The sequence below is a fragment of the Thiocapsa sp. genome (genome assembly GCF_035467215.1).
Classification (GTDB): Bacteria; Pseudomonadota; Gammaproteobacteria; order Chromatiales; family Chromatiaceae; genus Thiocapsa.
Genome location: NZ_DATITZ010000055.1, coordinates 1 through 23,249 on the forward strand (window position 1 = coordinate 1; position 23,249 = coordinate 23,249).

The 23,249-nt window shown below is 65.8% G+C and carries 23 protein-coding genes; 4 read left to right on the forward strand and 19 right to left on the reverse strand.

Features of this window, described 5'->3' with window-relative positions:
• The 15 genes from VLR48_RS02670 to VLR48_RS02740 all read right to left on the reverse strand — a co-directional run.
• A partial coding sequence (locus VLR48_RS02670) for a DUF1538 family protein (protein ID WP_325290294.1) occupies window positions 1-387 on the reverse strand: 387 nt, incomplete at its 3' end.
• Between the two features lie 336 nt (window positions 388-723).
• Window positions 724-987 carry a hypothetical protein gene (locus VLR48_RS02675; RefSeq protein WP_325290295.1) on the reverse strand — a complete coding sequence of 88 codons (264 nt, stop codon included), beginning with the start codon at window positions 985-987 and terminating at the stop codon, window positions 724-726.
• A gap of 15 nt (window positions 988-1,002) precedes the next feature.
• Window positions 1,003-2,034 (reverse strand): DUF4105 domain-containing protein, encoded by a 1,032-nt coding sequence (locus VLR48_RS02680; protein ID WP_325290296.1) that lies wholly within the window; start codon window positions 2,032-2,034, stop codon window positions 1,003-1,005.
• An 8-nt stretch (window positions 2,035-2,042) separates the two neighbouring features.
• On the reverse strand, window positions 2,043-2,756 hold the full coding sequence (locus VLR48_RS02685; RefSeq protein ID WP_325290297.1) for a hypothetical protein: 714 nt from the start codon (window positions 2,754-2,756) through the stop codon (window positions 2,043-2,045).
• A gap of 90 nt (window positions 2,757-2,846) precedes the next feature.
• Complete coding sequence (locus tag VLR48_RS02690) at window positions 2,847-3,980, reverse strand: radical SAM/SPASM domain-containing protein (RefSeq protein WP_325290298.1); 1,134 nt, start codon at window positions 3,978-3,980, stop codon at window positions 2,847-2,849.
• Between the two features lie 6 nt (window positions 3,981-3,986).
• Window positions 3,987-4,769 carry a hypothetical protein gene (locus VLR48_RS02695; RefSeq protein ID WP_325290299.1) on the reverse strand — a complete coding sequence of 261 codons (783 nt, stop codon included), beginning with the start codon at window positions 4,767-4,769 and terminating at the stop codon, window positions 3,987-3,989.
• A gap of 132 nt (window positions 4,770-4,901) precedes the next feature.
• Window positions 4,902-5,186 carry a hypothetical protein gene (locus tag VLR48_RS02700; protein ID WP_325290300.1) on the reverse strand — a complete coding sequence of 95 codons (285 nt, stop codon included), beginning with the start codon at window positions 5,184-5,186 and terminating at the stop codon, window positions 4,902-4,904.
• Between the two features lie 19 nt (window positions 5,187-5,205).
• The gene (locus VLR48_RS02705; protein WP_325290301.1) at window positions 5,206-5,670 is read right to left on the reverse strand and encodes a YybH family protein; all 465 of its coding nucleotides are present in this window, start codon (window positions 5,668-5,670) and stop codon (window positions 5,206-5,208) included.
• Window positions 5,671-5,751: 81 nt separating this feature from the next.
• The gene (locus VLR48_RS02710; RefSeq protein ID WP_325290302.1) at window positions 5,752-7,107 is read right to left on the reverse strand and encodes an alpha/beta hydrolase; all 1,356 of its coding nucleotides are present in this window, start codon (window positions 7,105-7,107) and stop codon (window positions 5,752-5,754) included.
• A 4-nt stretch (window positions 7,108-7,111) separates the two neighbouring features.
• On the reverse strand, window positions 7,112-7,390 hold the full coding sequence (locus VLR48_RS02715; RefSeq protein ID WP_325290303.1) for a hypothetical protein: 279 nt from the start codon (window positions 7,388-7,390) through the stop codon (window positions 7,112-7,114).
• Between the two features lie 82 nt (window positions 7,391-7,472).
• Window positions 7,473-8,702, reverse strand: coding sequence for an HlyD family secretion protein (locus VLR48_RS02720; RefSeq protein WP_325290304.1), 1,230 nt, complete (start codon window positions 8,700-8,702; stop codon window positions 7,473-7,475).
• Entirely contained in the window at window positions 8,695-9,189 is a 495-nt protein-coding gene (locus VLR48_RS02725) for a hypothetical protein (RefSeq protein ID WP_325290305.1), read from the reverse strand. The genes VLR48_RS02720 and VLR48_RS02725 overlap by 8 nt, the downstream gene beginning before the upstream one ends.
• 128 nt (window positions 9,190-9,317) lie before the next feature.
• A complete protein-coding gene (locus VLR48_RS02730; protein WP_325290306.1) occupies window positions 9,318-9,587 on the reverse strand; it encodes a hypothetical protein in 270 nt (89 codons plus the stop codon).
• A 177-nt stretch (window positions 9,588-9,764) separates the two neighbouring features.
• The gene (locus tag VLR48_RS02735) at window positions 9,765-10,100 is read right to left on the reverse strand and encodes a putative quinol monooxygenase (protein ID WP_325290307.1); all 336 of its coding nucleotides are present in this window, start codon (window positions 10,098-10,100) and stop codon (window positions 9,765-9,767) included.
• Window positions 10,101-10,388: 288 nt separating this feature from the next.
• Window positions 10,389-12,065, reverse strand: coding sequence for a sigma-54-dependent Fis family transcriptional regulator (locus VLR48_RS02740; RefSeq protein ID WP_325290308.1), 1,677 nt, complete (start codon window positions 12,063-12,065; stop codon window positions 10,389-10,391).
• A gap of 485 nt (window positions 12,066-12,550) precedes the next feature.
• Here VLR48_RS02740 and VLR48_RS02745 point away from each other — a divergent pair, with 485 nt between their 5' ends.
• A complete protein-coding gene (locus VLR48_RS02745) occupies window positions 12,551-14,272 on the forward strand; it encodes a mechanosensitive ion channel family protein (protein WP_325290309.1) in 1,722 nt (573 codons plus the stop codon).
• 20 nt (window positions 14,273-14,292) lie between these two features.
• Complete coding sequence (locus tag VLR48_RS02750; protein WP_325290310.1) at window positions 14,293-15,222, forward strand: transporter; 930 nt, start codon at window positions 14,293-14,295, stop codon at window positions 15,220-15,222.
• A gap of 19 nt (window positions 15,223-15,241) precedes the next feature.
• Here VLR48_RS02750 and VLR48_RS02755 read toward each other — a convergent pair whose 3' ends face one another.
• A complete protein-coding gene (locus tag VLR48_RS02755) occupies window positions 15,242-15,376 on the reverse strand; it encodes a type II toxin-antitoxin system VapC family toxin (protein WP_325290311.1) in 135 nt (44 codons plus the stop codon).
• A gap of 112 nt (window positions 15,377-15,488) precedes the next feature.
• On the reverse strand, window positions 15,489-15,716 hold the full coding sequence (locus VLR48_RS02760) for a type II toxin-antitoxin system prevent-host-death family antitoxin (protein WP_325290312.1): 228 nt from the start codon (window positions 15,714-15,716) through the stop codon (window positions 15,489-15,491).
• A 113-nt stretch (window positions 15,717-15,829) separates the two neighbouring features.
• On the opposite strand from VLR48_RS02760, the gene VLR48_RS02765 reads away from it, so the two are divergent.
• Window positions 15,830-17,119, forward strand: a complete 1,290-nt coding sequence (locus VLR48_RS02765; RefSeq protein ID WP_325290313.1) for a flavohemoglobin expression-modulating QEGLA motif protein — start codon at window positions 15,830-15,832, stop codon at window positions 17,117-17,119.
• 42 nt (window positions 17,120-17,161) lie between these two features.
• On the forward strand, window positions 17,162-20,335 hold the full coding sequence (locus VLR48_RS02770; RefSeq protein ID WP_325290314.1) for an AsmA family protein: 3,174 nt from the start codon (window positions 17,162-17,164) through the stop codon (window positions 20,333-20,335).
• Between the two features lie 17 nt (window positions 20,336-20,352).
• Here the strand turns inward: VLR48_RS02770 and VLR48_RS02775 are convergent, their stop codons facing one another.
• The gene (locus tag VLR48_RS02775; protein WP_325290315.1) at window positions 20,353-22,668 is read right to left on the reverse strand and encodes a proton-conducting transporter membrane subunit; all 2,316 of its coding nucleotides are present in this window, start codon (window positions 22,666-22,668) and stop codon (window positions 20,353-20,355) included.
• Window positions 22,665-23,249: proton-conducting transporter membrane subunit (locus tag VLR48_RS02780; RefSeq protein WP_325290316.1), on the reverse strand; the 585-nt coding region annotated here is incomplete at its 5' end. The genes VLR48_RS02780 and VLR48_RS02775, both read right to left, overlap by 4 nt.

Below are 23,249 nucleotides of genomic sequence, written 5' to 3' on the forward strand. Positions count from 1 at the left end.
GTGCCCGATCAGCTCGCCGAACGGCATCAGCCCTAGCTTCAGGCCTTCCATGAAGAACATCAGGCCGACGATCACCGCGAAGAGCCCGCCGGTGACGAGCCAGGAGTCGTCGATGAGCTGGCGCAGGATCAGAATCTGTAACAGTGCCAGATAGAGCGCCAAGGGGATCACCGCTTTGAATTGCTCCATGAAGCGCACGGAGAGATAGGGCCGCCGCAGGGTCGCGATCTCGTCCGGCTGAAGTCGGATCGGGCCCGGTGCAGGGGGCGGCACGGCCCGTCCCTCCGCGTCCCGTGAGACCGGCGGTGCGATGGCGTTGAAGCTCAGCTCCCGACGCCCGGCGCCGATGGTCTGGAGATAGTCGGCGTAGCGGATTGTCTGTTTCATAGGCTGTCGGTGATCTTCGTTCATTGACGAGGCTCGTGTGTTCATGGCCCGGAGCCATATCGTCAAGGTTAAATTCAGTAAACTGCGTCACGGTCGCCCACGTTCACGGGCGTGATTCGCTCGTCCTCGATCAAGGGCTCGAGGGTGATACGGTACGACAGGTTGATGGACACCGATTACAGCCCGACCATGCGCCCCTCGAGTGGATGCAGGCGCAAACAGGGATGGAACGGATTGGCCCGAAGCAATTCCAGCGTCTTCAGGTACTGCCGGCGTAGCTCCGGATGACGCGCGCCGCGCGGCGGGTATATTCCTCCGTGAAGACGAGCCGAAAGCTCATTCCGCCGGGTCCGGCAGGGCCTCGATGCGCTTCAGGTGGTCATCCGGAGACTCCTCCACAAAACGCCCGGTGGTCAGGTCTGCCCGGGTCTGGGCTAGAGCCGCATCCAGCTCGCACTCCCGCAGGTAGTGATAGTGGGCCAGGTCCATGACGACGAACCGGTCATTGCCGCGCACCGAGACCACGGCCTCCGTGTGTTCGGCCAAGGCCGTCTCGATGGCAGCGACGCCCTTCGTCTTCAACTCGCCGATGCTGGTCACGTTGGACTCCTGGATTCAGGGTTGATCGTGCGGTTCACCGCGCGCCCGGGGTCGTGGTGGCAAATCCTCACGGATCACCTCGGAAAAGTCCTCTCGATCACCGGCGGAGCGGGCACGCGCCGTGATGTCGCTGCGGCGCTTCAGCTCCTCGAGCGGGATGTCGGTATTGACGGTACCGCGGGCGTAGGCGAGGTCGATCAGGTAGCCGTTCGCGAGCAGCCGCCAATCCAGACGCGGACTCGAGCCCAACGCCCGCGTGTGTTGCCAGATCGTCGTCGTGCAATTGTGGCTCAGGGCATTGTACCAGCGGGGCTGCTCGGCAAGGGTATTGATCTCCTTGACATAGTCGAGCAACAGTTCCCGACCGTTGCCCATGTCGCCGCCGATGCGGTAGAGCTGGACCGTCTCGCCGCGGTGATTGGTGCGCGACCCGACCAGGTCACGCTCGTCGGCGACCACGTAATAGCGCTCGTACTGACGGAAGAAGCCCAGCATGGCCGAATAGGCCTCGCCGGTCTCTTTGCGTGTCTCGATAGAGATCGCGAGATGACGACCATCGGCGAACGCCCAGCTCGCGATGGTGTGACCATAGAGCGTCGGGCCCCAGAAGGAGATGAACATGTCGAAGCCGACCAGGCTGTCGAGGTCGTAGGTCCGGGTCTCCCAGCGTTCGATGAAATCGGTCTCTGCGCGATAGTCGAAGTTGCGGACGTTGCGGACCGTGAGTCGGGAGCCATCGATGGTTGCCGACGGCAGTCGGGCGACGTCCGGCTGCCAGTCGCGCGCGTTGCTCGGCGCGAGCATCAGCCACCAGGCGAGCACGAGCGCGAAGGGCACGAAGACCGCAAGCAGGGTCCGCCGCCAAGGGCGGATCAGCAGCGCCGCCGTCACGGCGAGCAGGACCAGGCCGCCCGCGAGTGTGCCGGCGAGCGCACGGGACTCGGGACCGTCGATCCAGATCGCGGCGGCTGCCCACAGGATCGCCAGCGCTGCGATCACCGAGACGAAGACGCGCCGGATGAGACGGCTCAGGCGGGTGAAGGTCATGCAGTGGCTCAGCGCTCGTTGAGCGCGTCGTCCGGCCAATAGCGCGAGCCGGTCAACTTGGCGGCGATTTTCCAACCCTTGCCGGTCAGGACGAACACCGCCTTGCCTTCATTGAAACCCAGGGCGAGTCCGTCCTTCGCGTCGCCGGCCATGGTGCCGATTTCTGCCGTGGCATCCAAGCCTTGCGTGATGAACTGCTCCAACTTGTTGCTGTCTTGGAACAGGATGACGAGCTGGGAGGCGAAGCCGCCGAGGCCGAATCCCCTCCCGGCGCCCGTCGTCGCCAACTTCATGTAGATACGCTTGCCGGTGGCGGCATCGACCGCGACCCCGCGACCGTAGCCCGCAACGACATAGAAGCTCGCCTCGCGCTTGTCGAACACTGCATAGCCGGCCGCGCGATCGAACAGTTCGCGGCTGCCGGGCTCCTCGGCGAACAGGCGCTTCAGCGTCGCCTCGGCCATGCCGTCGAGCTTTGCGCGCGTTGCCTCGGGCGTGGTCTCGTCGCCCAAGCTCTCGTTGGTCGACTCGACGGTTTCCTTGACCGCCTCGGTGGCCTTGCCGGCGACCTCTCCGGTGGCATCCAGCGCGTCCTTGGTGGTCTCTCCGATGGCCTTCGCGGCCTTCGCCGCGTCCTCCTTCAGGCCTTCAAAGGAGATCTCGGCGTGTGCAAAGGTCGGCGCGAACGCGATCAATAGGGTGAGTAAAGGATAGATTCTCATCGTTCTCCAGGGAAGTTGTATGACAGGTCTGATGGATGTGCTGGAGAGCACGTGTAGAGAGAGGCTGGCAGGCATCGTGCGACCGGGGGATCATCGTCGCTGTGCATCCCGTGCCAGGCGCGCGGCGGCAGCGGCCATATGCCCGAACAGGGATCGATAGAGCTCGCAGTGAGGGTCTTTCTCGAACAGGGTGCCGTGCACCGAAAAGGTCCGCACCGGGCAGCCGCCATGACAGAGGGCGAGATAATCGCAGTCGATACAGTCGCGCGCGACCAGGGCCATCGGACGCTGGTGGAAACGCTCGCGCACCGGATTCTCGGCGAGCAGGCTGTCGAGACTGTCGGCATCGAAGAGGTTGCCGAACCAATAATCCGGGTAGCTCGCCACCCAGCAGTCGCACTGGGCGACGTTCCCCCGGGCGTCGATGCAGAGGATGTGGTTGGCGCAGTCGTCGGTCCAGATGCAGGGGAGGATCGACGGGGCATCGAGAAAGACGCTCAGCAGCTCGTCGAACGGACCGACGCGCACGCCGTCTCGATCGCCGCGTGCCAGCCAGACCTCGGCCAGATCGACGAAGAATCGGGTCAGCGCCGCACTGTCGAGCGACAGATCGCGCTTGGCAGCGTTGGGACTGCCGCCGGGAAAGGGGGTATTGACCTGGAAGCTGCGGATACCGAGTGTGCCGACGACATGGTCGTAGAAGCGTTCCGCACCGATCGCCAGTGTCTGTGCGTTCGGTACCGCAATGGCCCGCACCTCGATCCCGGCCGCACGTGCCTGCCCGATATTCTCGGTCAGAATCCTGTCGTAGTCGGCGGCATCCTTGCCGTGCCGGTGTCGATAGAGGTTCGGATAGTCCACGGATGTGCCGACCTGATTGTCGAACATCTCGCGGATCACCTCGTTCCAGCGGGGGCCGTAGCCGATCATATTGGTCTGCAGACCATGTGTGACGACCACCCCGCGGTTGGCGGCGGCGGTGCCGATCAGACGATGAGCCGCGTCGAACCAGGCCGGCGGCAGGGTCATGACCTCGCCGCCCTGCCAGTGGATCGTCAGTGCCCCGATGGCCTTGACGACCAGGTGATCCAGCACCTTGTCGATCAGGATCTCGAGACGCGCCAGTGACAGGCGGTCATCCGTCTTGTCCTCGAAGCAGTAGTCGCAATCGGCATTGCACTGGAGCGTCGGGAGCAGGATCAGTGAGAACGTCCGCGCGGCCATGCCGGCTCAGTCCTTTCCGACGGCATGGGCGGCGAGGTCCGCCCGTAATTCATCGGCGGCCGCCTCGACGTCGGCGAAGAGGCGTTTTACCCCGGTGCAGGAATAGTCGCTGTGCGGCCATTTGAAATAGCCGTCACACCGGGACAGGTAGGAGCAGCCGCAGCACTCGCCACCGGCTGCAAGCAGCGCCTCCCGGAAGGCGGCCACGGACTCGGGCCCTTGGCCCGGCACCGGCTCACCCCGCTCGTCGAGCACGCGCACCTCTGCCGGGTCGCGCTCCAGCAGCGACCAGAGGGCGACCGGTGTCTCCTGAAGGAACGCGATCAGCAGGGTATGAAAGGGCTCGACCGGCTGAGACACGGTGGGATTGTGCAGGTATTCGGCGAGCGCCTGCCGGGCCTCCGCGACCGCTTCGGGGCTCGGTTGATGGCCGTGCAGACGCACGCTGAAGCCGAGCGACAGCGCCAGCTTGACGGCCCGGGCGAGACCGGGGCGAAAGGGGACGGTCACGCGCACCGGATGGCGCACCGAAAGGACGGTACAGCGATAGAGCAAAGGCAGCTCGGTCGCCGGATCGCCCATGAGCAGATCCAGCGGGATCCCGTCCCCCCAGTCGGCGAGCGGTGCCGGGTCACCCGCCAGGTCGGTCAGTCGGATGAAGGCCAGGTTGGCAGGCGTCTCCGAACCGAACAGGGCTCGCGGCTCCGCCGGGTCGCCGGTGCCGAGGATCACCGGACGGTCGGGGAAGCTCGAAAAGAGCACGCCAGGGATGATGACGACGGGTGTCACGGGCTGTTCCGGGGTGGTGGATGACGCATCCGGCACGATTGCCTGCCTCCTCGCTCCGCACGGGCGGTTCATCGGCGAATGACCGGTCCAAGCCGCCAGGGCCGCTCGGACCAGCCGATTGAGATGGATCGATCAGCCATTGATCCAGCCGCCGGCACCGCGGCGATTGACCCAGCTCCCGCCGCCACCGGTGCCGTTGACCCAAGCGCCGCCGCCACGGACAACGCCACCGCGGCGGTTCACCCAGGCCCCGGCCCGGGCCTCGTTCCCCGGCACGGCGAGTCCGCCCAAGACCGCGGCGCCGATCACCACCTTCGACCAGCGGCCCAGGCCGAGCAGGAAGTCGCGACGACTGCGTTGCTCCGCGTCGAGTGCGGGTGGCTCCTGTTCGGAACGGGTTTCGAGTTCATCGTTCATGTCGTCCTCCGAATGTGTCTCAGGGTGCGGTTGGATTGGAGAAGTGCATGGTCCGCAGCTTCCAGGCCCCCTCCAGTTTCTGCATCACCACCGTCACGTTCAGGGCGAAGCTGCGGGACTCACCCTTGAGCGAATCCGTGTACTCGCAATTGGCGGTGATCCATCCGGTATCGCCGCTGATCCCGATCTGCATCCATGGGCAATCGCGCTCCAGGGTTCCGGCGTCGAAGTCCTCGAAGAAATGCCGATAGGCGTCGGCGATTTGCGCCTTGCCGACCCAGCGCTCGGGCGGCGTGGTGCCCATCACCACGGTCTCCTCGCCGGGGGCGTAAAGGCCCATCAGGGCATCGACGTCGTGGTTGTCGAGTGCCTGTTCATGCGCCGACAGAACCTCGCGCAACTCGGCTTCCGGCTCGGGTGCCGCGACGGCGGATGCGCAGACCAGGGTCAGCACCGTTGCGATGAAGAATGGTTTCGAAGTCATGCCATGTCCCTCCGGGTGAATGAAGCGCCTGTCGTGCAACAGGCGCTGGATGGCCTTTGAGCTCGCATCAAGCGGGTCGGGTCAAGATCCGACCGGCTCGACTGGGAACCTCCAGGTGATGGGCCCTGTCCGGATGAGCTGTCGCCCGGGCTCCCCCAGCTTCTTTCCGTAACGGATCAACTGGATTAAGTCCGAGCTGACCTGCGGGTTGGTGGTGAAGTAGGAGTGACCGAAGGCATCGGTGCGCTTGCCCTCGTAGGTGATCAGGTCCAACCGTCCGACCTCCGCCATGTAACGCTGGCCCTCCTCGGGAATGTCCTCGGGCCGCATCTGGCCGACCCGGGTCCTGCTGCGGAACAGGATCCGCGAGACCAGGAGCGCACGGTCCTCGGGCGACGCATAGATGGTCAGCCGGCCCTTCAGCACCCGCGGCAGCCTTGCCTCGGGCCAGACCGTGACCAGGTCGGGGTCGGAGACAAAGCCGGTGATTTGCTGAGCGGCGATATCGATGTCGATGTCCGGCGAGAGCAGCACCAGGTTGTCGATCTTGTAGAGGTCGGCGGCCTCTTTACCCGCGGCGATGGCCTCGAGCCCCAGCTCCCGCACGGCCTTGAGCGTCACCGCCGTACCGCGGCTGTGCGCGAGGATCTGCACCCTTTCCACACCGGGCGTGGTGGCGAGCATGCGGATGCTCTTCTTCAGGTGCTCCACCGCGAAATCCCCGGACTCGGTGGTGGTCGTGTAGGAGATCAGGAAGTTGCCGGTGGTGGAGGCGGGCCAGGTGAAGAAGGCGCACACCTGCTCCCGGCCGAGGAAGTGGCAGAGTTCCGCGGCGGTGAAGGCGGCGCTCTCGAAGGGCTCGTTGAAGCCGTGCACATAGAGCAGGACCTCCTTCTTAGGCACCTCGGCGAGCCGGCGCTGGACCTCGCCCTGGAGCCGTCCTTTGACCTCGGCGTGGCGCGCAAGCTGGTCGCGATCCCTCAGCAGCTTACCGTCCTCTGTCGGGCGCAAGCGGTAGGGCTCTTGTGGAAAGGCGCCAAGCTCACGCACCTGGCCGAGCTCCAGGTTCACCTCCCGCGTGCGCTCGGCAAGCTGGCTTTGCTCACGTAGGGCCTCCCAGTCCAATCCGGGAACGACGCGAACCCGGGCGGAGCCGAAGGCGATGCGCTTCGCCCGTTCCTGGCCGTAGGGCAAGGGACCCTGCTCCTTGCTTTGTGTCTCCTGCTCGGCGGACGTCGGTGGTGCCCGGTCGGTGATGAACAGCAGGTCCAGGTCCGGGCTGGGGCGTTGCTGGCTCGATGCCGCCCGATCAAAGACCGGCTGTCCGCCCGGGAGCTGGTACAGGGTGGGGGTCGGCATCAACTCGCGAGCGGTGCTTGCGCAGCCACCGATGAGCGTGACGGCGAGGAGGAGCGATAAGCGGGCGTGGATCTTCATGGGATTAGCCCCGATTCTCATTTTCCGATGCCTTATCGCTGATGGCGGCGAACAGAGTCAGGACCCGGGCAACCAGGGCCTGATATTCCGGGTTGCGGTCGATGATCGGTTTGACCCGCCCGGCGTCCTCGGCAACCTGCTGCAGAAAGTCAAAATCGGCATTCGTCAGAGGCTCGCCCGCGTCGACCCTTGCCTTCAATTCCAGCAGCCGCGGCAATCGCTGTTCATTCAGTCGGTCGAGCAGCGCCTGGATGACGCCCCGATCATCGGTTGGCGATTTCATCATTGTTTCTCCGCTAAGGGGTTGAAGGCCGGGCTCGCGACGGTCGGTGGACGCGCCGGTCCCGGCGGTTTGGCCCGCTCGGTCAATGTCCGCCGAAGACCAATGCCTGGAAAGGGATCACCAGTGCCTGGAGACGCAGGATGATGGCGTGCACCAGTCCGACAGTGTCGACGGCATGCAGCGCGAAGCCGTGCCAGAAGCCGATCTCGGGATCCTGCAGCGCCTCGTGGTTGTTGGTGTAGAGGTTGGCAATACAGTTGCCGCCCTGGGGCAGGCTGTCGAGCTGGCCGGCGTAGAGCGGTTCCATGATGACGGTAATGCTGCCGGGGCGCCCCATCTGCTGCACATCGATCAGCGTGTCGGTCGGCTTCACCTGGCCCGAGGCGATGACGGGCTGAACCTCGGTGACCACCGTCGGGACGATCTGCCAGGGCATGGCCATGCAGGTGACCTCGCCGATCATGCCTTCCTTGATGACCTGCGACTCGATCTGACCGAAGCCGGCAAGCAGGCCCGTCGCGGAGCGATCCGGCACCAGGATGCCGGCCGGGCGGAGCATCGGATTGACGATGTCGCCGGGGCGCAGTGCGAACTGCTGCAACATCCCGTGCGTCCCGGCCACCACCAGAGTCTTGCTCAGGGCGACCTTGGCCTCGTGCAGCGCCGCCTCGGCGCTTGCTTTTTCGGCCGGGAGCTGAAACTCCATCTGCGCGACGACGGTTTCGCGGCTCGCCAGGGCCGCGTCGAGGGCGCCCTGCGCGGTCTGCACCTGCACCCGCATCCGCTCGACCTCCGCCTCGGCGATCGAGCCGGGGCTGCGCTCCTGCACCTCCATTCTGCGGCCGAGCTCGTCGTTGGCCAGCTTGAGCGCTCCGCGCGCTTGGACGATGCGCCCCTCCGCTTCCGCGAGCTGGGATTTCGCCGTCACCATGTCGGCTTCGATCTCCGCGATCTTACGCTTGGTCGTCTCCACGGCTGCTTCCTGAGCCGTACTGTCGAGCCGGAACAGGGGTTGCCCTTCCTGCACCCGTTGGTTGATCTCGACAAAGGTTTCGGCGACCCGACCGTTCGTTTCCGGCAGGATGGTGACGGTCCGGAACACCGAGGAGGCGGACTTGGTCGATGGGTGGAAATAGAACACCGTCGTGATCAGGCTGATGGTGAGGATCAGGCACAGCGTGATCCCCCAGCGCAGCTCGTACCAGACGGTGAACAGGTTGATCTCGCGCCCGAGCCGCTTGCCCTGGACGAAGCGACGGAACAGGAAATCCGGCAGGATGGTGAGTGTCGAGCAGAGCAGGAGCTCAAGCATTGTGGATGTCCCCGGGTTGCGCCGTTGAACCGCCGCTGATCCGTGCCGACGCGGCTGGTTGCGGTGTCGGTGACTGCAGCGGGCCGGCGTGGGCCGAAGGCGTTGAGGATGCCGTCGTACTCGCGGACGACGGCGCTGGTTCGGGCCTGCCGGCGATGCGCTCCAACGAGGACGCGATCGACGACAGCGGCGTGGTGAAATCCGGCAGCGGCACGAGAGCGAGCAGCAGCCCGGCGATCCAGAACGCGTGGTTGTGGGTGAAGAGCGCGAGCAGGGCAAGCACCGCGACGAGCTGGAATTGGACCTTCTGTCCGCGATGCGCCAGCTGCTCCGGCAGCGCATGGAGCTTAAAGTAAACGAGGCCGATGCCGATGACGGCAACCAGCAAAAAGATCGCCATCGCCACGAGCAGGCCGTCGGTCTCGCCCGGTGCCGTGACGAAGGGCGGTAAGTGGTGGATCGCGGCCGGGTGGATCGGCTCGGACATCTTGTACTCTCCTGGTATGTGCTGAAATCCGGGCTCGGTGCGGGTGCGCAGCCGATAGCGGAAAGCAATATACAGAGCGCGCGGCGATCCGGCGATCCGTGTCTCCGATCGCTGCCGGAATGATCGGTTTACAGGGCGGAGTCGTCCCGATCTGAGTCGCTGCGCGGCGGTGTGATGTTCTTCTGCCAGTGGGCGTGCTGCCCCTCGAGGAGAGCAATGGCCTCGTCCGCGGTCTTGACGCAGCGGGGAATGGTCAGGTCCTCCGGGTTGGCCAGCTCGGAGCCGGGGCGCAGCATGTGGCGCGTCGCCCATTCAACCAGCTCGAACCACATCTCTCCGACGAAGATCAGCGGGGTGTCGCGAAGATGTCGGACCTGCAGGAGTTGCCAGACCAGCATGGATTCGAGGACGGTGCCGAAATACGGTGTCGACGATGATCTTCTTGACGCCTTCCTCGTCGTTCAAGGCGACTGTTTCGCGGCGTTGCTCGGTTGCTGTCGCTGTGTTCATCTCACTTCCCCCTTTTGTTTCCGTCAACGCCCCCGCCGGGTGCGAGGCCATTGGCCAGCGGCCGGCTATAACAGACCTTGTCGCCGCCGCGCCGCCTCGACGAGCTCGATGCCGGCGCGCTGCGCCACGCTGTCGATGTGGACCGCCGGCGGCTCCGCCGACATCTCGATCGCTGCAACCAGGGTCTTGAAGGCGCTCGATGTCAGATGTCGGTCCAACGCCGCCTGGGTCACCCACTCTTCTACCAAGGTGAAGGCGTCGGGATCTTCAACGTCAAGGTAGAGCCGGCAGTTCACACAACCCGGCACGACGCGGGTCGGCTCGAGCAGCGCCCCGACGCTTTTCAGGAAATCGGCGCGTTGCAGTGGTGGAACACAGACGCTTACTGAGAAAACGATCATCGGCGGTAGCCCTCGCGATCGGAGTGCGCCGAAGACATCAGCAATTAGCCCGCCAACTCTGAGAACCTGATCGACCGCTCGGGACTGCAATCAAGTCAATCGCTTCGCGACCTGCGGCGCCCGAGACGCTTCGCGACTCCGAGACCGCAACGCGGGATTTCAGAGTTTCCACGATTTCTCGGAGTGGCGCTGCCGTGGGCTCTGCTTAAACCGCACCCGCTCCAGCGGTCGTCGAGTCTGCCGGCGCCGATCCCATCCAAAAATATCGCATACCGCACCGGGCGCGGTTTAACCGGACGTCGGGCGTTTCAGACCCAACCGCTTCATACGCGACTCCAACGTGGTGGGCTTGATGCCTAGGCGCTCCGCGGCCCCGCCGGGGCCACGGATGCGCCAGCCCGTCTGCTGAAGCGACTGGAGGATCTGCTCGCGTTCCCGGTCCTTCAGCGCGCCAGCGGACGCCGTCTCGGCCACCTCGTCGCGCCTGATCTGCACTGCCGGCGACAGCGCAGCGCCGAGCGCGACATGCAACGTCGAGCCGCGGGCGAGGATCATCGCCCGCTCGATCAGGTTGCGCAGCTCGCGCACATTGCCCGGCCAGGCGTAGGCCATCAGCGCCTCCATGGAATCCGGGGCGATATGCTCGATCGACTTGCCCATGGACTCGCCGAGCTCCCGGACGAACTCCCAGGCGAGCAGCGGGATGTCCTCGGGGCGCTCGCGCAACGGCGGCACCGCGACCGGGAAGACATTGAGTCGATAATAGAGGTCATCACGAAAGCGACCCTCGGAGACGGCGCGGGCAAGGTCACGGTTGGTGGCCGCGATGACGCGGATCTTGACCTTGATGGTGCGGGTTCCGCCCACGCGCTCGAAGCTGCCGTCCTGGAGCACACGCAATAGCTTCGTTTGAAGCTCGAGGGGCAGCTCGCCCACCTCGTCGAGGAAGATGGTCGAGTCGTCCGCGAGCTCGAAGCGACCCATCTGCCGCGCCAGCGCCCCCGTGTAGGCACCCTTCTCGCGACCGAACAGCTCGGCCTCGATCAACGACGCCGGCAGTGCGGCGCAGTTGACCTTGATCATCGGGCGTTCGCCGCGCTGGCTGAGGTGGTGGATGGCGTCGGCCAAGACCTCCTTGCCGGTGCCTGTTTCACCGAGCAGCAGAACCGTGGCGTTGGTCGGTGCCACCTGGGCGATCTCCTCCAGAATCCGGTTGAAGCGCGGGGAACGGCTGCTCGGCAGTCGGCCGCAGCCGGTTCGGCTGGACTGGCGCAGGCACTGATTCTCGGCTTCCAGGCGTTCCTTCAGGTGCGTGATCTCCGCCAGCGCGGTCGCCAGCGCGGCCTCCCGACGGCTGCGCGCCACGGCTTGGGCGAGCACCTCGCCGACGAGCTTGAGCCGAAGGATCAGATCCTCCGGCCAGGCGCGCGTCCGATGAAAGGCGCTGAAGGCGATGGCGCCGACCACTCGCCCGCCGACCCGCAGCGGAATCGCCAGATTGGACTTGAGTCCGGCACGCTCGCAGTAGTGGATTTCCGCCACGGCCTCGGGCGGGAAGTCGGCCGGGATGTCGGCAAGCGCGACGACCCGCCCGGCGCGCAGCTCGCCGAAATACCAGGTCAACGGCGGGGCCGGACCCGGTGCCATGGCCTCGATACCCGGCCGACTCACGGAGCAAAGGATCTGGAACGGCCCCTCGGCGTCGCTGACCTCCGCGAAGCTGCAGCGGTCGAACCCGAGGAAGTCCGTCAGTCGGTCCAAGGCGTGCCTAAGCTGGTCGATCACTTGATCCGCCGGCAGGTCCGCGAAGCGCGCCGACAGATCGCCCAGAAGGCGCTCGAAGGCCAGGCGCTCCGCGAGCGAGAGTTCCGTTGCATGGACGCCTTTACCCGGCTCGCCGCCTGGTCGGGCACCCTCCGACGCGCCGGCTTCTTGGTCGAAGCTGGCTTCGGATGCCTCGGGCATCAGCCCGTTTCTCGGTAGCGTTTGGGGACTGATGTCTGACACGTCGATCTCTCTGCGGTTGCAGGCGCCCCCGGCAAGCATTCTTGCCGATGATTCAGCGAGCGAGTGTAAACGAAAAGACGGCAGTAGCCTCTTGCCCTAGCGAGCCAAGGCATTGAGATCAGGGCCTTCGGAAACGCCGACTGTGGCGGATCTCGCTGATCGGGTTGATCAAGCTGGCCCAGCTCGTCCCGACGTCTCCCGAGCGTCATCGCGGGCCAGGCCGATGAGGCTCGGCCCCGAGATCTGGTTCGACCAGGTCGGGATGGCTTAGACTGATCGAGAAGAGCCGTGAGGGTTCCGGGCGGGGCTTCCGGACCGCTCATGCGAAACCTCGGCGCTTCGACGCTTTCGCCGGCCGACGGCGTCGGGGCGCGTGGATCCCTTGCCCGAGAGAACACAGTGAAGTCGGGCCTTTTCATCCTCGATCCGTTGGAACCTGCGCCATGCGACCCTCCCCGATGAACCGGCGTCAGCCGAACCGCATGTGCCGGCTCGTTTGTATCTGGATCCTGGCCTCGGGAACGGCGTCGGCAGCCGTCCCCCCGTCCGCCCCCGAGCCTGTTCCTGCGTCCATTTCCGAGTCCGGTCGGATCGAGGTCAGCCAAGGCGAGCCCGCGAGTCTGACCTTCTGGAATCGAGAGATCGCGATCCTGCGCGCCGACATCGGCGGGATCTCGCCGGCCGATCGGGTGCGGCGTATTCAGGGCAAGATCGCCGATGTGCTGGAGAACAACCCAGGGGAAAAAGCGGAGGCGATCCGCTCGACCTTCGCGAATCTCGCCGGCTTCTGGGTGCAGATCGACGGTCATCCGGTCTTCGGGCTGATTCCCGAGGATGCGGACGGAATGACCGGCGAAACCGTCGAGGAGCAGGTTCGGCGGGCGGTCGATCTGCTCCAGGAGGCGCTGGATGCGCGGCGCGAGCAGCGCAGCCTGCCGCTGATCCTCGAGGGGCTCGGGCTGGCGACTGCGGCCACTCTGCTCCTCCTGGTCCTCCTGTGGGGCGTGGTCAAGCTCGAAGGCCGTGCCATGCGGCGTCTGCTCCGAACCGGGTCGCGCTCGGCCGAGCCGGTCTCGACAAGTCGGGCGCCGATTAAAGTGGCCGGACTCGATCTGGAACCCATACTGATCGGTATCGAGCGCACCGCGATCAAGGCGACGGGCTTCGGTTTGGCGGCGATCCTGATCTATCTTTGGCTGACCTTTTTGTTCGGTCGATTCCCCTTTACGCGGCCCTGGGGCGAGGGACTCGCCGAGTTCATGCTCGACCTGCTCGCAACCTTTGCCGACGGGGCCCTGCAGGCGCTTCCGGGGTTCTTCACCGTGCTGGTGATCTTCGTCCTGACCCGGATCATCGTGCGGGCGGTCGACGGGTTTTTCCGGACCGTGGAGCGCGGCGCGATGGCGGTCTCCTGGCTCGAGGCGGATACCGCGAAGGCGACCCGGCGTCTCACCGTGACGCTGATCTGGGTCTTTGCGGTGACCGTCGCCTATCCCTACATCCCGGGCTCGGATTCGCAGGCATTCAAGGGCATCAGCGTCTTGGTGGGTCTGATGGTTTCGCTCGGCTCGGCCGGTCTGATCAATCAGGTGATGAGCGGATTGGTCATCGCCTACAGCCGGGCGCTCAAGGTCGGCGAGCTCGTCGCGGTGGGCAATACGCTGGGGACGGTGAGCGAGGTCGGCATGCTCTCCACCAAGGTGATCACGCCCAAGCGCGAGACCGTGACGGTACCGAACGCGGTGCTGGTGAGCTCGCCCATCACCAACTATTCGCGCCTGGCCGACGAGCGCGGGGCCGTGGTCGGGACCAGGGTCACGATCGGCTACGACACCCCATGGCGTCAGGTCCATGCGATGCTGACGCTCGCCGCCGAGCGCGCCTCCCTCGTCCGCAAAGAGCCCGCGCCCTTCGTCCTGCAGCGTACGCTCGCCGATTTCTATCCGGAGTACGAGCTGATCGTGCACATCGATCGCCCGGAGCAGCGGTTCTTCGCCCTGTCGGAGCTGCACGGCCACATCCAGGATGTCTTCAACGAATACGGCGTGCAGATCATGTCCCCGAACTTCGAGGCCCAGCCCGGGCAGAAGGTTTGGGTGCCCAAGGAGGATTGGTTTGCGGCGCCCGCGGCGCCGGAGGCCCGGACCGAGCTTCGAGAGCTTTGAGTCATCGTGACTGGAGTCGTATGGCCCGCTTAACCGTCCCTCTTGTTCTGTTCGGGGCTCTGATCGCGTTGCTGCTCGTTGGTCGGGTGACGTCGGTGCAGGCCCAGGATATCGAGCCACGGGTCTTCTCGAATGCGCCGATCGGCGTGAATTTCCTGATTGCGGGGTATGGCTACACCCGCGGCGGACTGGCGTTCGACAGCTCGGTACCCGTCACCGACCCGCAGCTCGAGACATCCAGCGCCGTCCTCGGCTATGCGCGGGTGATCGATCTTTGGGGGCAATCCGGGAAGGTCGATGTCATGGTGCCCTATAGCTGGCTGTCCGGGACGGCTGAGTCTGCAGGACAGCCGATCGAGCGCATCGTGGACGGCTTCGCCGATCCGCGGTTCCGTCTGTCGGTCAACCTCCTGGGCGCGCCCGCCCTGACGCTCGAGGAGTTTCGGGACTACAAACAGGACCTCATCGTCGGAGCCAGTCTTCAGGTCTCGGCGCCTTGGGGGCAATACGACAACAGCCGCGTGGTGAACCTCGGCACCAATCGCTGGTGGTTCAAGCCCGAGATCGGCGTCTCGAAGGCCGTCGGCCCCTGGACCTTCGAGCTCGCGGGCGCGGTGACCCTCTACACGGATAACCAAGACTTCCTGAACGGCGGCACCCGCGCGCAGGAGCCGCTCTACTCGGTGCAGGGGCACGTGATCCACGGTTTCCGCTCGGGCGTTTGGGCATCAATGGATGTGACACACTTCACCGGCGGGCGCACGACCATCGACGACACGCTCAACAACGACCTCCAACGCAACTGGCGCCTCGGCGGGACACTGGCGCTGCCCGTCGATGCGCACAACTCCATCAAGCTCTACGCGAGCTCGGGGGTCGCCGCCCGTACCGGGAACAATTTCGACCTGATCGGCATCGCCTGGCAATACCGCTGGGGCGGGGGGCTTTGACCTCGGCCGACGACACGGATCACCAGATCCGCGTCACCCCATAGGCATCGAACGCTGTATCGCTCGACACCAGCGTCAGCCCCTCCTGCCGCGCCTGGGCGACCAACAGGCGGTCGAAGGGGTCTCGATGATGCGGCGGCAAGGTCTCGACCAAGGTGACGTGTCCGAGGTCGATTCATCGCCGATCAGGCGCCGGGCCTCCGGGGAGAGTCGCGGGTCATCGTCCAACCACCACAGAAGTGCGTGGGTGTCGGGCAGGAGTCGCATCAGAGGTACTGCTCGAAGCCTTTCGGGATGGCATCGAAATCCGGGGCTATCCAGAGCAATTGTCCCTCGCCGGAGCCGGGCTCGCGCGGCCGCTTGGGCGATTCCACCGGCACCAGCCTGACCAGCGGGCGGTTGTCCCTGGCGATGATGATCTCCTCGCCGGCCATGGCGCGGCGGGTAAGATCCGAGAGTTGGGCCTTGGCCTCGGCGATGTTGTATTGACTCATGCGGGGATCCCGGTCGGTGCTTGTTGGTCATCTTAGATGATTTGACAGAAACACCCGGACGCGACTTCAATCCTGAACGACTCGATCCCGAGTGATCCCCAGGAATTCCCCCGATGAGCGATGCCACACAGCGCGAGCATGACCGCATCAAGACCGTTGCCCGGCTGCTGCATGAGGGCTGCCGACCCTTACGAGTTCTGAGCGCTCTGGCTTGGCCGCCCGAGGTGAAGGCCGCCTTTCTGGCAAGCGGCGGGCAGACCTTGCCCGATGTCAGCTATACACCCTTCGATCCGACCGCGACCATCGAGGCGGTGCACGAGGCGCGGTGTCTGATCGTACCCGTCACCACGATCGATCTCTGGCTCGAGCGGCAGGCGCAGTCCATCGAGCAAGCGGCCCGGATGCTCGCGGCGGTCGGCACCTCGGGCTTCTTCGAGCATGGTCGCCTGCTCTACGGTGAGCCGAGCGCCCCCTTGCGCTATCTGCCGGTCAAGCCGCTGGAGCTGGCACATCAGGTCCAGGAGACCATCACCCAGCTGAGCCGCATCCATTTCGACATCGCGCCGCCGGCCTATCACTCGGCGGCCGAGGTCGCCGAGCGGCTCGAGGTTGCAGTCAAGGAGCACTTCGGCGACCAGGCCCCGCGCATCGACCTGGTCGATCAGCTTTCCGCCAATGCACTGGCCACCTCCAAGGCGATTCGGATCCGCCGCGACGCGCGCTTCACCGATCGCGACTACATCCAACTGCTGCATCACGAGGCCCATGTCCATGTCGCGACCTCGATCAACGGCAAGGCTCAGGTCGATCTGCCGATCCTCGCCGACGGGCATCCGGGCACTACGCGCACCCAGGAGGGACTCGCCGTCTATGCCGAGCTGATCAGCGGCGCGATCGAGCTCGACCGGCTGCGTCGGCTGGCCGATCGGGTCATCGCCATCCAGATGGCCATCGAGGGGGCAGACTTCATCGAGGTCTATCGCTACTTCCTGGAACAGACCGATCAGCCCGATCAGTCCTTCGAGAGCGCGCGTCGGGTTTTTCGCGGCGGCATCATCACCGGCGGCGCCCCTTTCACCAAAGACGTCGTCTACTTGACCGGTCTGCTGTCGATCAATTACGTCATCCGCGCTTGTTTCGCCGCCGGGCGCGCCGACTGCCTGCATCTCATGTTCTGCGGCAAGCTCGACCTCTTTGCGCTGCCTGCACTCTGCGAGCTGTACGCGATGGGTCTGTGCCGGGCGCCGCGCTTTCTCCCGCCCTGGATCAGCGACCCGCGCCATCTGCTCGCGATGCTGACCTTCACGGTCTTCGCCAACCGCCTGGATATCGAGCCGCTGGTCGCGGTGGTGACCAGGTTGCTCGACAGTGCGCCGGTGGTGCGGATGCCTTCGGCTTCCTGATCGCGATGACGGCGCCTTGAGCTGAGGATGTCCGCAGCGCCGATGAAAGCGGTCCGTATCGCTCTATGGGCACTATTGCTGGTCCTAGCTGCGATCGGCATTGTGATTGCCTCTCTACCGGCGTACCTGGAAGCCCACAAGGATGTGCTCGCCGGGGCTGCGAGCCGCGCCCTGGGTCGGTCGGTACGGATCGAGGGTGCAGTCGGAGTGGCTTGGTTGCCTCGTCCCTCGCTCGTCCTGAAGGATATCGAGATCGCCGGGGCGGAAGGCTCCGCGGCTCCCGGGCCCTGGCATGCCGGGCGCTTGGAGGGCGATCTCGATCTTGCGGCCCTGTTCGACCGGCAGCTTCGGATCGGACGGATCCAGGTGCAGGACGCCGTCATCCATCTCGATCCTGATCAGCTTGCGGGCTGGGCTCCGAGCGACCCACCGAGCAGCCGGGGCGGCTTCCGGGTCACCGTCGATTCGGTTCGTCTGGTGGAATCGACGCTCGTTCTCCAAACGGCGTCGGATCCTCCCCGGAGCTTTCGGATCGACCGGCTGGACCTGACGGGGCTCGACGGCTCAAGCCCGGGTCCGAGTCTGGACTTGGAGGGCGAGATCGCCGTGTCGGGCACCCGCGTGGGATTCTCCGTTCTTGCCGGCCCCTTAGACGAGTCAGCTTCATCCCGCTGGCCCTTCGCACTCCGGATGCAGGTTGCCGACGCCAGTCTGGAAGCCTCGGGCAGCACGGGTGCGCTCTTCGACTTCGCGCAGATCGAGGCCCGGGTCGACCTCGCCGTGCCGGACCTGAAAGCGCTTCAGCCACTGCTCCCGACCTATACGCTTCCGGCGGCGGGCGGATTGCGCATGTCGGGACGGCTGCTTCGCGGCGATGACGGACTTGCGCTCGATCGGATCGAGGGATTCCTCGACGCCTCCGAGCCCTTGGGTCGAATCACCCTCGCCGACGGAGCGGCCCGACAAGCGGCGAACGGGCTGACATGCCGGCTCGAGGGTCAACTCCGGCAAACCCCGTTAAGGCTTGAGCTGGGATTCGCCGGTTTGGAGGAGGGGCAGCCGTTCAATCCACTCGAGGCCGGATCCGGACGGCTGCAGCTCCTCGCCACCCTTGGCGACGCCCGACTTCTTGGCGATCTCTCCCTGACGCCGGGCGGGCCGAGGCCGAGCATCGAAGGTAGTCTGAACATCGAGAAGCTCGATCTGCGTGCCCCGGGCAGCTTCAATCGGTCCCCCGCGACAACCGACGAGGCACCCACTTGGCTCGATCGCCCCATTCCGGTCGAGCGTCTGCGTGACCTGGACCTGAATCTCGCGCTGCGGATCGAGGGGCTCGAGACCGATCCCCTGAAGATCGAGCGGCTTGCAGCCCGGGTCACACTCGACGACGGGCGCTTGCGCCTGGGGGCGCTCGACGTCGTGCTTCCCGGGATCACCCTCGCGGGCGACGCGACGCTCGACGCTCGACAGGCGCGTCCGGCATGGGCGGCGGACCTGAAGGCAGAGCGGATCCTCCTGCCCGAGGCGCTCGCCTTCTTGCCCTCGGCGAAACCGCCCGGCGGGCGCCTGGACACGGTGTCCCTGGCCGCGAAGGCCCAGGGGGCGACCGCGCGGGCACTGATCGCGTCGTTGACCGGCGAGCTCGGCGCCAAGGAGGCGCAGTTCCGAGCGCCTGCGGCAAACAAGCAGGCCGCGACGCCGATCAAGCTCACCAAACCCCGCTTGACCCTTAAGCCTGGGACATCCGTCAGGCTGCAAACGGCACTCGCGGCAGGCACGGAGCAATTCGAACTGGATATTTCCGGCGGTCGACTCGGCGATCTGCTGCCGAAGGGCCGGGGTTGGCCGAAGATCGATGTCCTGGCCAAGCGGCGCTCCAAGGCGCAAGGCGCGGAGATCCGAGGGCATGTCGGGCCACTCGACGCACTGCTCGCCGGTCGCGATCTGAACCTGGATCTGTCGTTCAAACAGCCGGGGATCACGATCGGTGCAAAGGGACGACTCGCCCGTCTCGACGCACTACGGGGTAGTACGCTGGATGTCGAGGCTGCGGTCCAAGACCTCTCCGTTCTGGGTGATCTCGTCGGCGGTCCGCTCGGCCAAGGGCTCGCCTCCGGGCTCCCGGTCGGTCCGCCGGTGACGGCTTCCGCCCGTCTCCGGGGTCTCGACGAGGGCTGGGAGCTGCGCGATCTGAAGGCAGCGAGCGGGGACAGCGACCTCGCCGGAAACCTGACGATCCGCCCCGGTCCCACGCCCCGGATCGAGGCGACGCTCAGCGCGCAGCGACTGGATCTAACGCCCTACGTTCGCACGGCGTCTCCAGCGGGTAGCGCTCGCTCGACGCCCGCGCAGCTTCCGGCGCCCGAGCTGCTGCGGATGCTGGACGGGACGCTGCGCCTGAAGGTTGACCACCTCAAGGCGGGCGACATCGGGCTCGACCTCCTCGACCTGGACGCCGCCTTGGATTCCGGCCACCTCCAAGCCTCGATCGCCACCGGGGCAGATCGTCTCCGTGCCGAGATCGATCTGCGTCCGGATCGGGCCGGATGGCGATTCGACATCCGAGCCAAGGGGAATCTGGACCTGGCGTACCTGCTCGAAGCGAAGGATGCCAATACGCTGTCCCATATCCAGACTGCGCTGGACACGCGACTCACCGGCGTCGCAACCGCGTGGAACGACCTGCTCCGGAACGCCGACGGCCATCTGGAGCTGTCCCTGGGGGCAGGGCGGTTACACAAAAAGGCGGCTGAAGTGCTCCCGCTCGGCGGGCTCCTCTTCACCCTATTGGACGTGCTCAACCCGATCGCGCTCGACCTCGACAGCCGCGTGCATTACAACGAGCTGCAATGCGCCGTCCTCCAATTCGATCTCGCCGAGGGTATTGCGACCAGTACCCGCGGCCTAGCGGTCCAGACCAAGACGCTCAATGCCATCGGCGGCGGGGCGCTCAATCTGCGTACGGAGGCCATCGAGCTTCGCTTCAAGACCGCCAAGCGACGCGGGATCGGGCTCAGTCTTCTCGGCATCGCCGACCGCTTCGTCTATGTCAAGGGCACGCTCCGAAAACCGCGAGCCGGCATCGACCCCGCGGCGCTTCTGACCCACGGTGGCGCCGCTTGGGCCACGACCGGAATCAGCCTCCTCGCCGACCAGCTCGTCCGTCGGCTCACCAGCGGGACGAACCCCTGTGATGCCGTCGGAACTCAACGCTAAACCGCGCCGGGCGCGGTTTAATCGGGCTCTCGGAGCCGATCGAGCAAGTCGAAGGTGATGGCGCCCGTAGGTGCAATACCGCGATCGGTCTGAAAGCGTCTGATCGCGTCGCGGGTGCGGGGGCCGATCAAACCGTCGGCCGGGCCGGGATCGAAGCCGAGCGCGTCGAGATGGGTCTGGATCAGGAGGATCAGTGCATTCGATAGAGGCGGCGCGTCGAGACGTTGGGGCGTGCCGTCTACGGAGACGCATCGATCCAAGACGACCTCGCGATCGCTTGCGGCGTGTCTGAAGACATAGGGCTCGTCGGGATCGCATGCCGGCTCGGCGGCTTGGGGCTCGGCGGCTTGTGGCGCGAGCGACTCCGACGGTGCGCGCTCCGATTCCTCCTCCTGTTCAAGTGGCTGGCTCGGCGCATCGAGCACGGGAGCGTCGGCCTCGGCGCTCGGGTCGAGCGTGTCTGGTTGTTCGGTTGGTCCGGCTGTCGGCTGTGTGCTCGGGTCGAGGTCCGCGACCTCGGGCAGTGGATCGGGCGTCATCGTGACGGCATCGGGTGCCGCCGGGGAAGGCGTCGGCGATGCCATGACCGGCCTCGCGTCGTCCTGATCGACGCGGGGAAAGGTCGGTCTCTGCGTCGGCACGGCCAAGGCCAGGACGATCAAAAGCGTCATGATGCCGAGCCAGAGTCCGCCCGCGAGTGGCCAGGCGGTGAGCCGGCGATCCAGATCGGAGGGCGGACGCCGAGCGAGCTCGGTCAGACGTTCCCGAAGCGGAGCGGCCAGGCGAGCAGAGACATTCCGATAGCCGCGGATCGACCAGCGCAGAGTCCACCGCGCACTCATCAGGAGCGGGCGGACCAGGCCGAGCAGATCGCCCGGCTTGATGCTGTCGGCCAGTGTCGCCAGCGCCGCGGGCCGCCGCACGGCGAGCACGAGAACAGGGATGGCGAGCAGACCGGCCAGGGCGATCAGCCCGACATCGGTTAGCCAAGCCGTGGGTGATCCGAGCACCAAGGGATAAAGGATCACCAAGCCGATCAGCGGAACCCAACCCAACAGTGCCCAAGTCACACGCGGTATCGCGGGTGAGGCCGACCCCCCTCCGGAGCGATCCGCGACATGAACGCGCTTCAAACTCCAAACGAACCGCACCATCATCCAGGCGGTCGCGACGGTGGTCATGGCGACAGCGACCTGCAGCCACGCCCAATCGGAATCGACTAGAACCGGCTTGATCCCGTATTTGGCCACGGCGCCGCTGCTGAGCGGCACGGCGGCCATCGACAAGGCGAGCAGCACGAGCCCGCCGAAGACCACCCCCTGTAAGCCCGCGGATTTGCGCAGACCCACGCCGAGAAAGAGACCGCCTTTGGTCAGAGCGTGATGTCCGGCGTAGAGCGCCAAGCCGATGGCGGCGACCGGAGCGATTTCGGGCTCGATGAGCATGAGTCCCAAGGTCACCGCCATGAGCCCCATCTTGCCGACGCTTGAGTAGGCCAGCAGGACCTTGGGGTTGGACTGCAGGATACCGATGGGGGCCGCATATAAGGCCGTCGCCAGGCCGACAAAGACGAACAGCAGCCCCCAGCCCGGCAATGCGACCTCGCCGACGGGAAGGAACCTCAGCCAGCCGAGCAGGGCGACCTTGATCATGGCCCCGCTGAGCACCGCACTGGCCGGGATGGGCGCGGCCGGATGCGCCAACGGAAGCCAGACATGCAACGGGATCAGGCCGGCCTTCACCGCGAAACCGAGGATGAGGAGTGTGATCGCGAGATCGTCGAGCTCGACCAGATCCTCCGGTGTCGGCACGATCGATCCGGTGGTGGAGGCGATCATGACCAGGGCCGCGAACAGGGCAAGCTCCGCGCCCAGGGTCAAGACGAGATAGACCTTGCCGGCCTTTAAGGCTCTGCGGTCGCCCTCGTGGATCACCAGGCCGTAGGAGGAGAGCCCCATGAGGGCGAAACCGACGTAGAAGCTGACCAGATCCTGACCGACGATCAGCCAGAGGTTCCCGGCCATTGCCAGCAGGAAGAAGGTGTTGAAGCGCTCGACATGCGGTGTGCCGCGCATGCTCGCCACGGCATGGATTCCGGCGGCGATCCAGAGGATCGAGGTGAAGATCAGAAAGATCCGTCCGATCTCGTCGAGCCCGAAGCGCGCGCCGAGCAGGAGCCAGGGCAGGTCGTGCGACTCTCCGATCGGCACCAGCAAAGCCGCGACGAGCGCAGGGGCGGCCGCCACTGCCGGAGTCCACCAGGCCAGCCGATGCATGGCGAAGGCCGCCGCCAGAAGCGGAAGCGCGGCGACGAGCGGGAGGAGCCAGGTCATCGGCCGTACTCCCGCTCGGCGATCAGGGTCGCCCATTCGAGCGGCGTGAAGGGCGCCGCCGCGAAGAGTCCGGCGCTCAGCGCCAGCACGGCCGTGATTACCGGCGGCCAGAGCAGGGCGCCCGCGATCTCGAATCGTCCGGGATGGCGGTGCTCCTGCGGCCACTGTTTCGGTGCGGGCCTGAACCAGGCACGGTGCAGGATGGGCAGGAAATAGGCGGCATTCAGCAGGCTGCTGGCGACCAGGACCGCGATCACCCAGTTCGAGCCGGCGTCCGCGGCGCCGAGCCCGAGATACCACTTGCTCACGAAGCCCGCGACCGGCGGGACCCCGATCATGCCGAGCGCGCCGACGGTGAAGGCGAGACTGGTCCAGGGCATGCGCCGCCCGACCCCGTCCATCTCGCTGACCTTGTGAACACCCAATGTCTCCGCATAGTTTCCGGCGCAGAAAAAGAGCGTGATCTTCATGAGACCCTGGTGGACTAGGTGGACCATGCCGCCGATGGTCGCGATGGGTCCGAAGATCGAGGCGCCGAGCGCGATGTAGGACACCTGGCTGACGGTCGAATAGGCCAGCCG

Coding starts and splice junctions, on each gene's coding strand:
- VLR48_RS02680 (WP_325290296.1), bottom strand. CDS start 2,034: ATGACCTTCACCCGCCTGAGCCGTCTCATCCGGCGCGTCTTCGTCTCG.
- VLR48_RS02685 (WP_325290297.1), bottom strand. CDS start 2,756: ATGAGAATCTATCCTTTACTCACCCTATTGATCGCGTTCGCGCCGACC.
- VLR48_RS02690 (WP_325290298.1), bottom strand. CDS start 3,980: ATGGCCGCGCGGACGTTCTCACTGATCCTGCTCCCGACGCTCCAGTGC.
- VLR48_RS02700 (WP_325290300.1), bottom strand. CDS start 5,186: ATGAACGATGAACTCGAAACCCGTTCCGAACAGGAGCCACCCGCACTC.
- VLR48_RS02705 (WP_325290301.1), bottom strand. CDS start 5,670: ATGACTTCGAAACCATTCTTCATCGCAACGGTGCTGACCCTGGTCTGC.
- VLR48_RS02710 (WP_325290302.1), bottom strand. CDS start 7,107: ATGAAGATCCACGCCCGCTTATCGCTCCTCCTCGCCGTCACGCTCATC.
- VLR48_RS02715 (WP_325290303.1), bottom strand. CDS start 7,390: ATGAAATCGCCAACCGATGATCGGGGCGTCATCCAGGCGCTGCTCGAC.
- VLR48_RS02720 (WP_325290304.1), bottom strand. CDS start 8,702: ATGCTTGAGCTCCTGCTCTGCTCGACACTCACCATCCTGCCGGATTTC.
- VLR48_RS02725 (WP_325290305.1), bottom strand. CDS start 9,189: ATGTCCGAGCCGATCCACCCGGCCGCGATCCACCACTTACCGCCCTTC.
- VLR48_RS02730 (WP_325290306.1), bottom strand. CDS start 9,587: ATGCTGGTCTGGCAACTCCTGCAGGTCCGACATCTTCGCGACACCCCG.
- VLR48_RS02735 (WP_325290307.1), bottom strand. CDS start 10,100: ATGATCGTTTTCTCAGTAAGCGTCTGTGTTCCACCACTGCAACGCGCC.
- VLR48_RS02740 (WP_325290308.1), bottom strand. CDS start 12,065: ATGCCCGAGGCATCCGAAGCCAGCTTCGACCAAGAAGCCGGCGCGTCG.
- VLR48_RS02745 (WP_325290309.1), top strand. CDS start 12,551: ATGCGACCCTCCCCGATGAACCGGCGTCAGCCGAACCGCATGTGCCGG.
- VLR48_RS02750 (WP_325290310.1), top strand. CDS start 14,293: ATGGCCCGCTTAACCGTCCCTCTTGTTCTGTTCGGGGCTCTGATCGCG.
- VLR48_RS02760 (WP_325290312.1), bottom strand. CDS start 15,716: ATGAGTCAATACAACATCGCCGAGGCCAAGGCCCAACTCTCGGATCTT.
- VLR48_RS02765 (WP_325290313.1), top strand. CDS start 15,830: ATGAGCGATGCCACACAGCGCGAGCATGACCGCATCAAGACCGTTGCC.
- VLR48_RS02770 (WP_325290314.1), top strand. CDS start 17,162: ATGAAAGCGGTCCGTATCGCTCTATGGGCACTATTGCTGGTCCTAGCT.
- VLR48_RS02775 (WP_325290315.1), bottom strand. CDS start 22,668: ATGACCTGGCTCCTCCCGCTCGTCGCCGCGCTTCCGCTTCTGGCGGCG.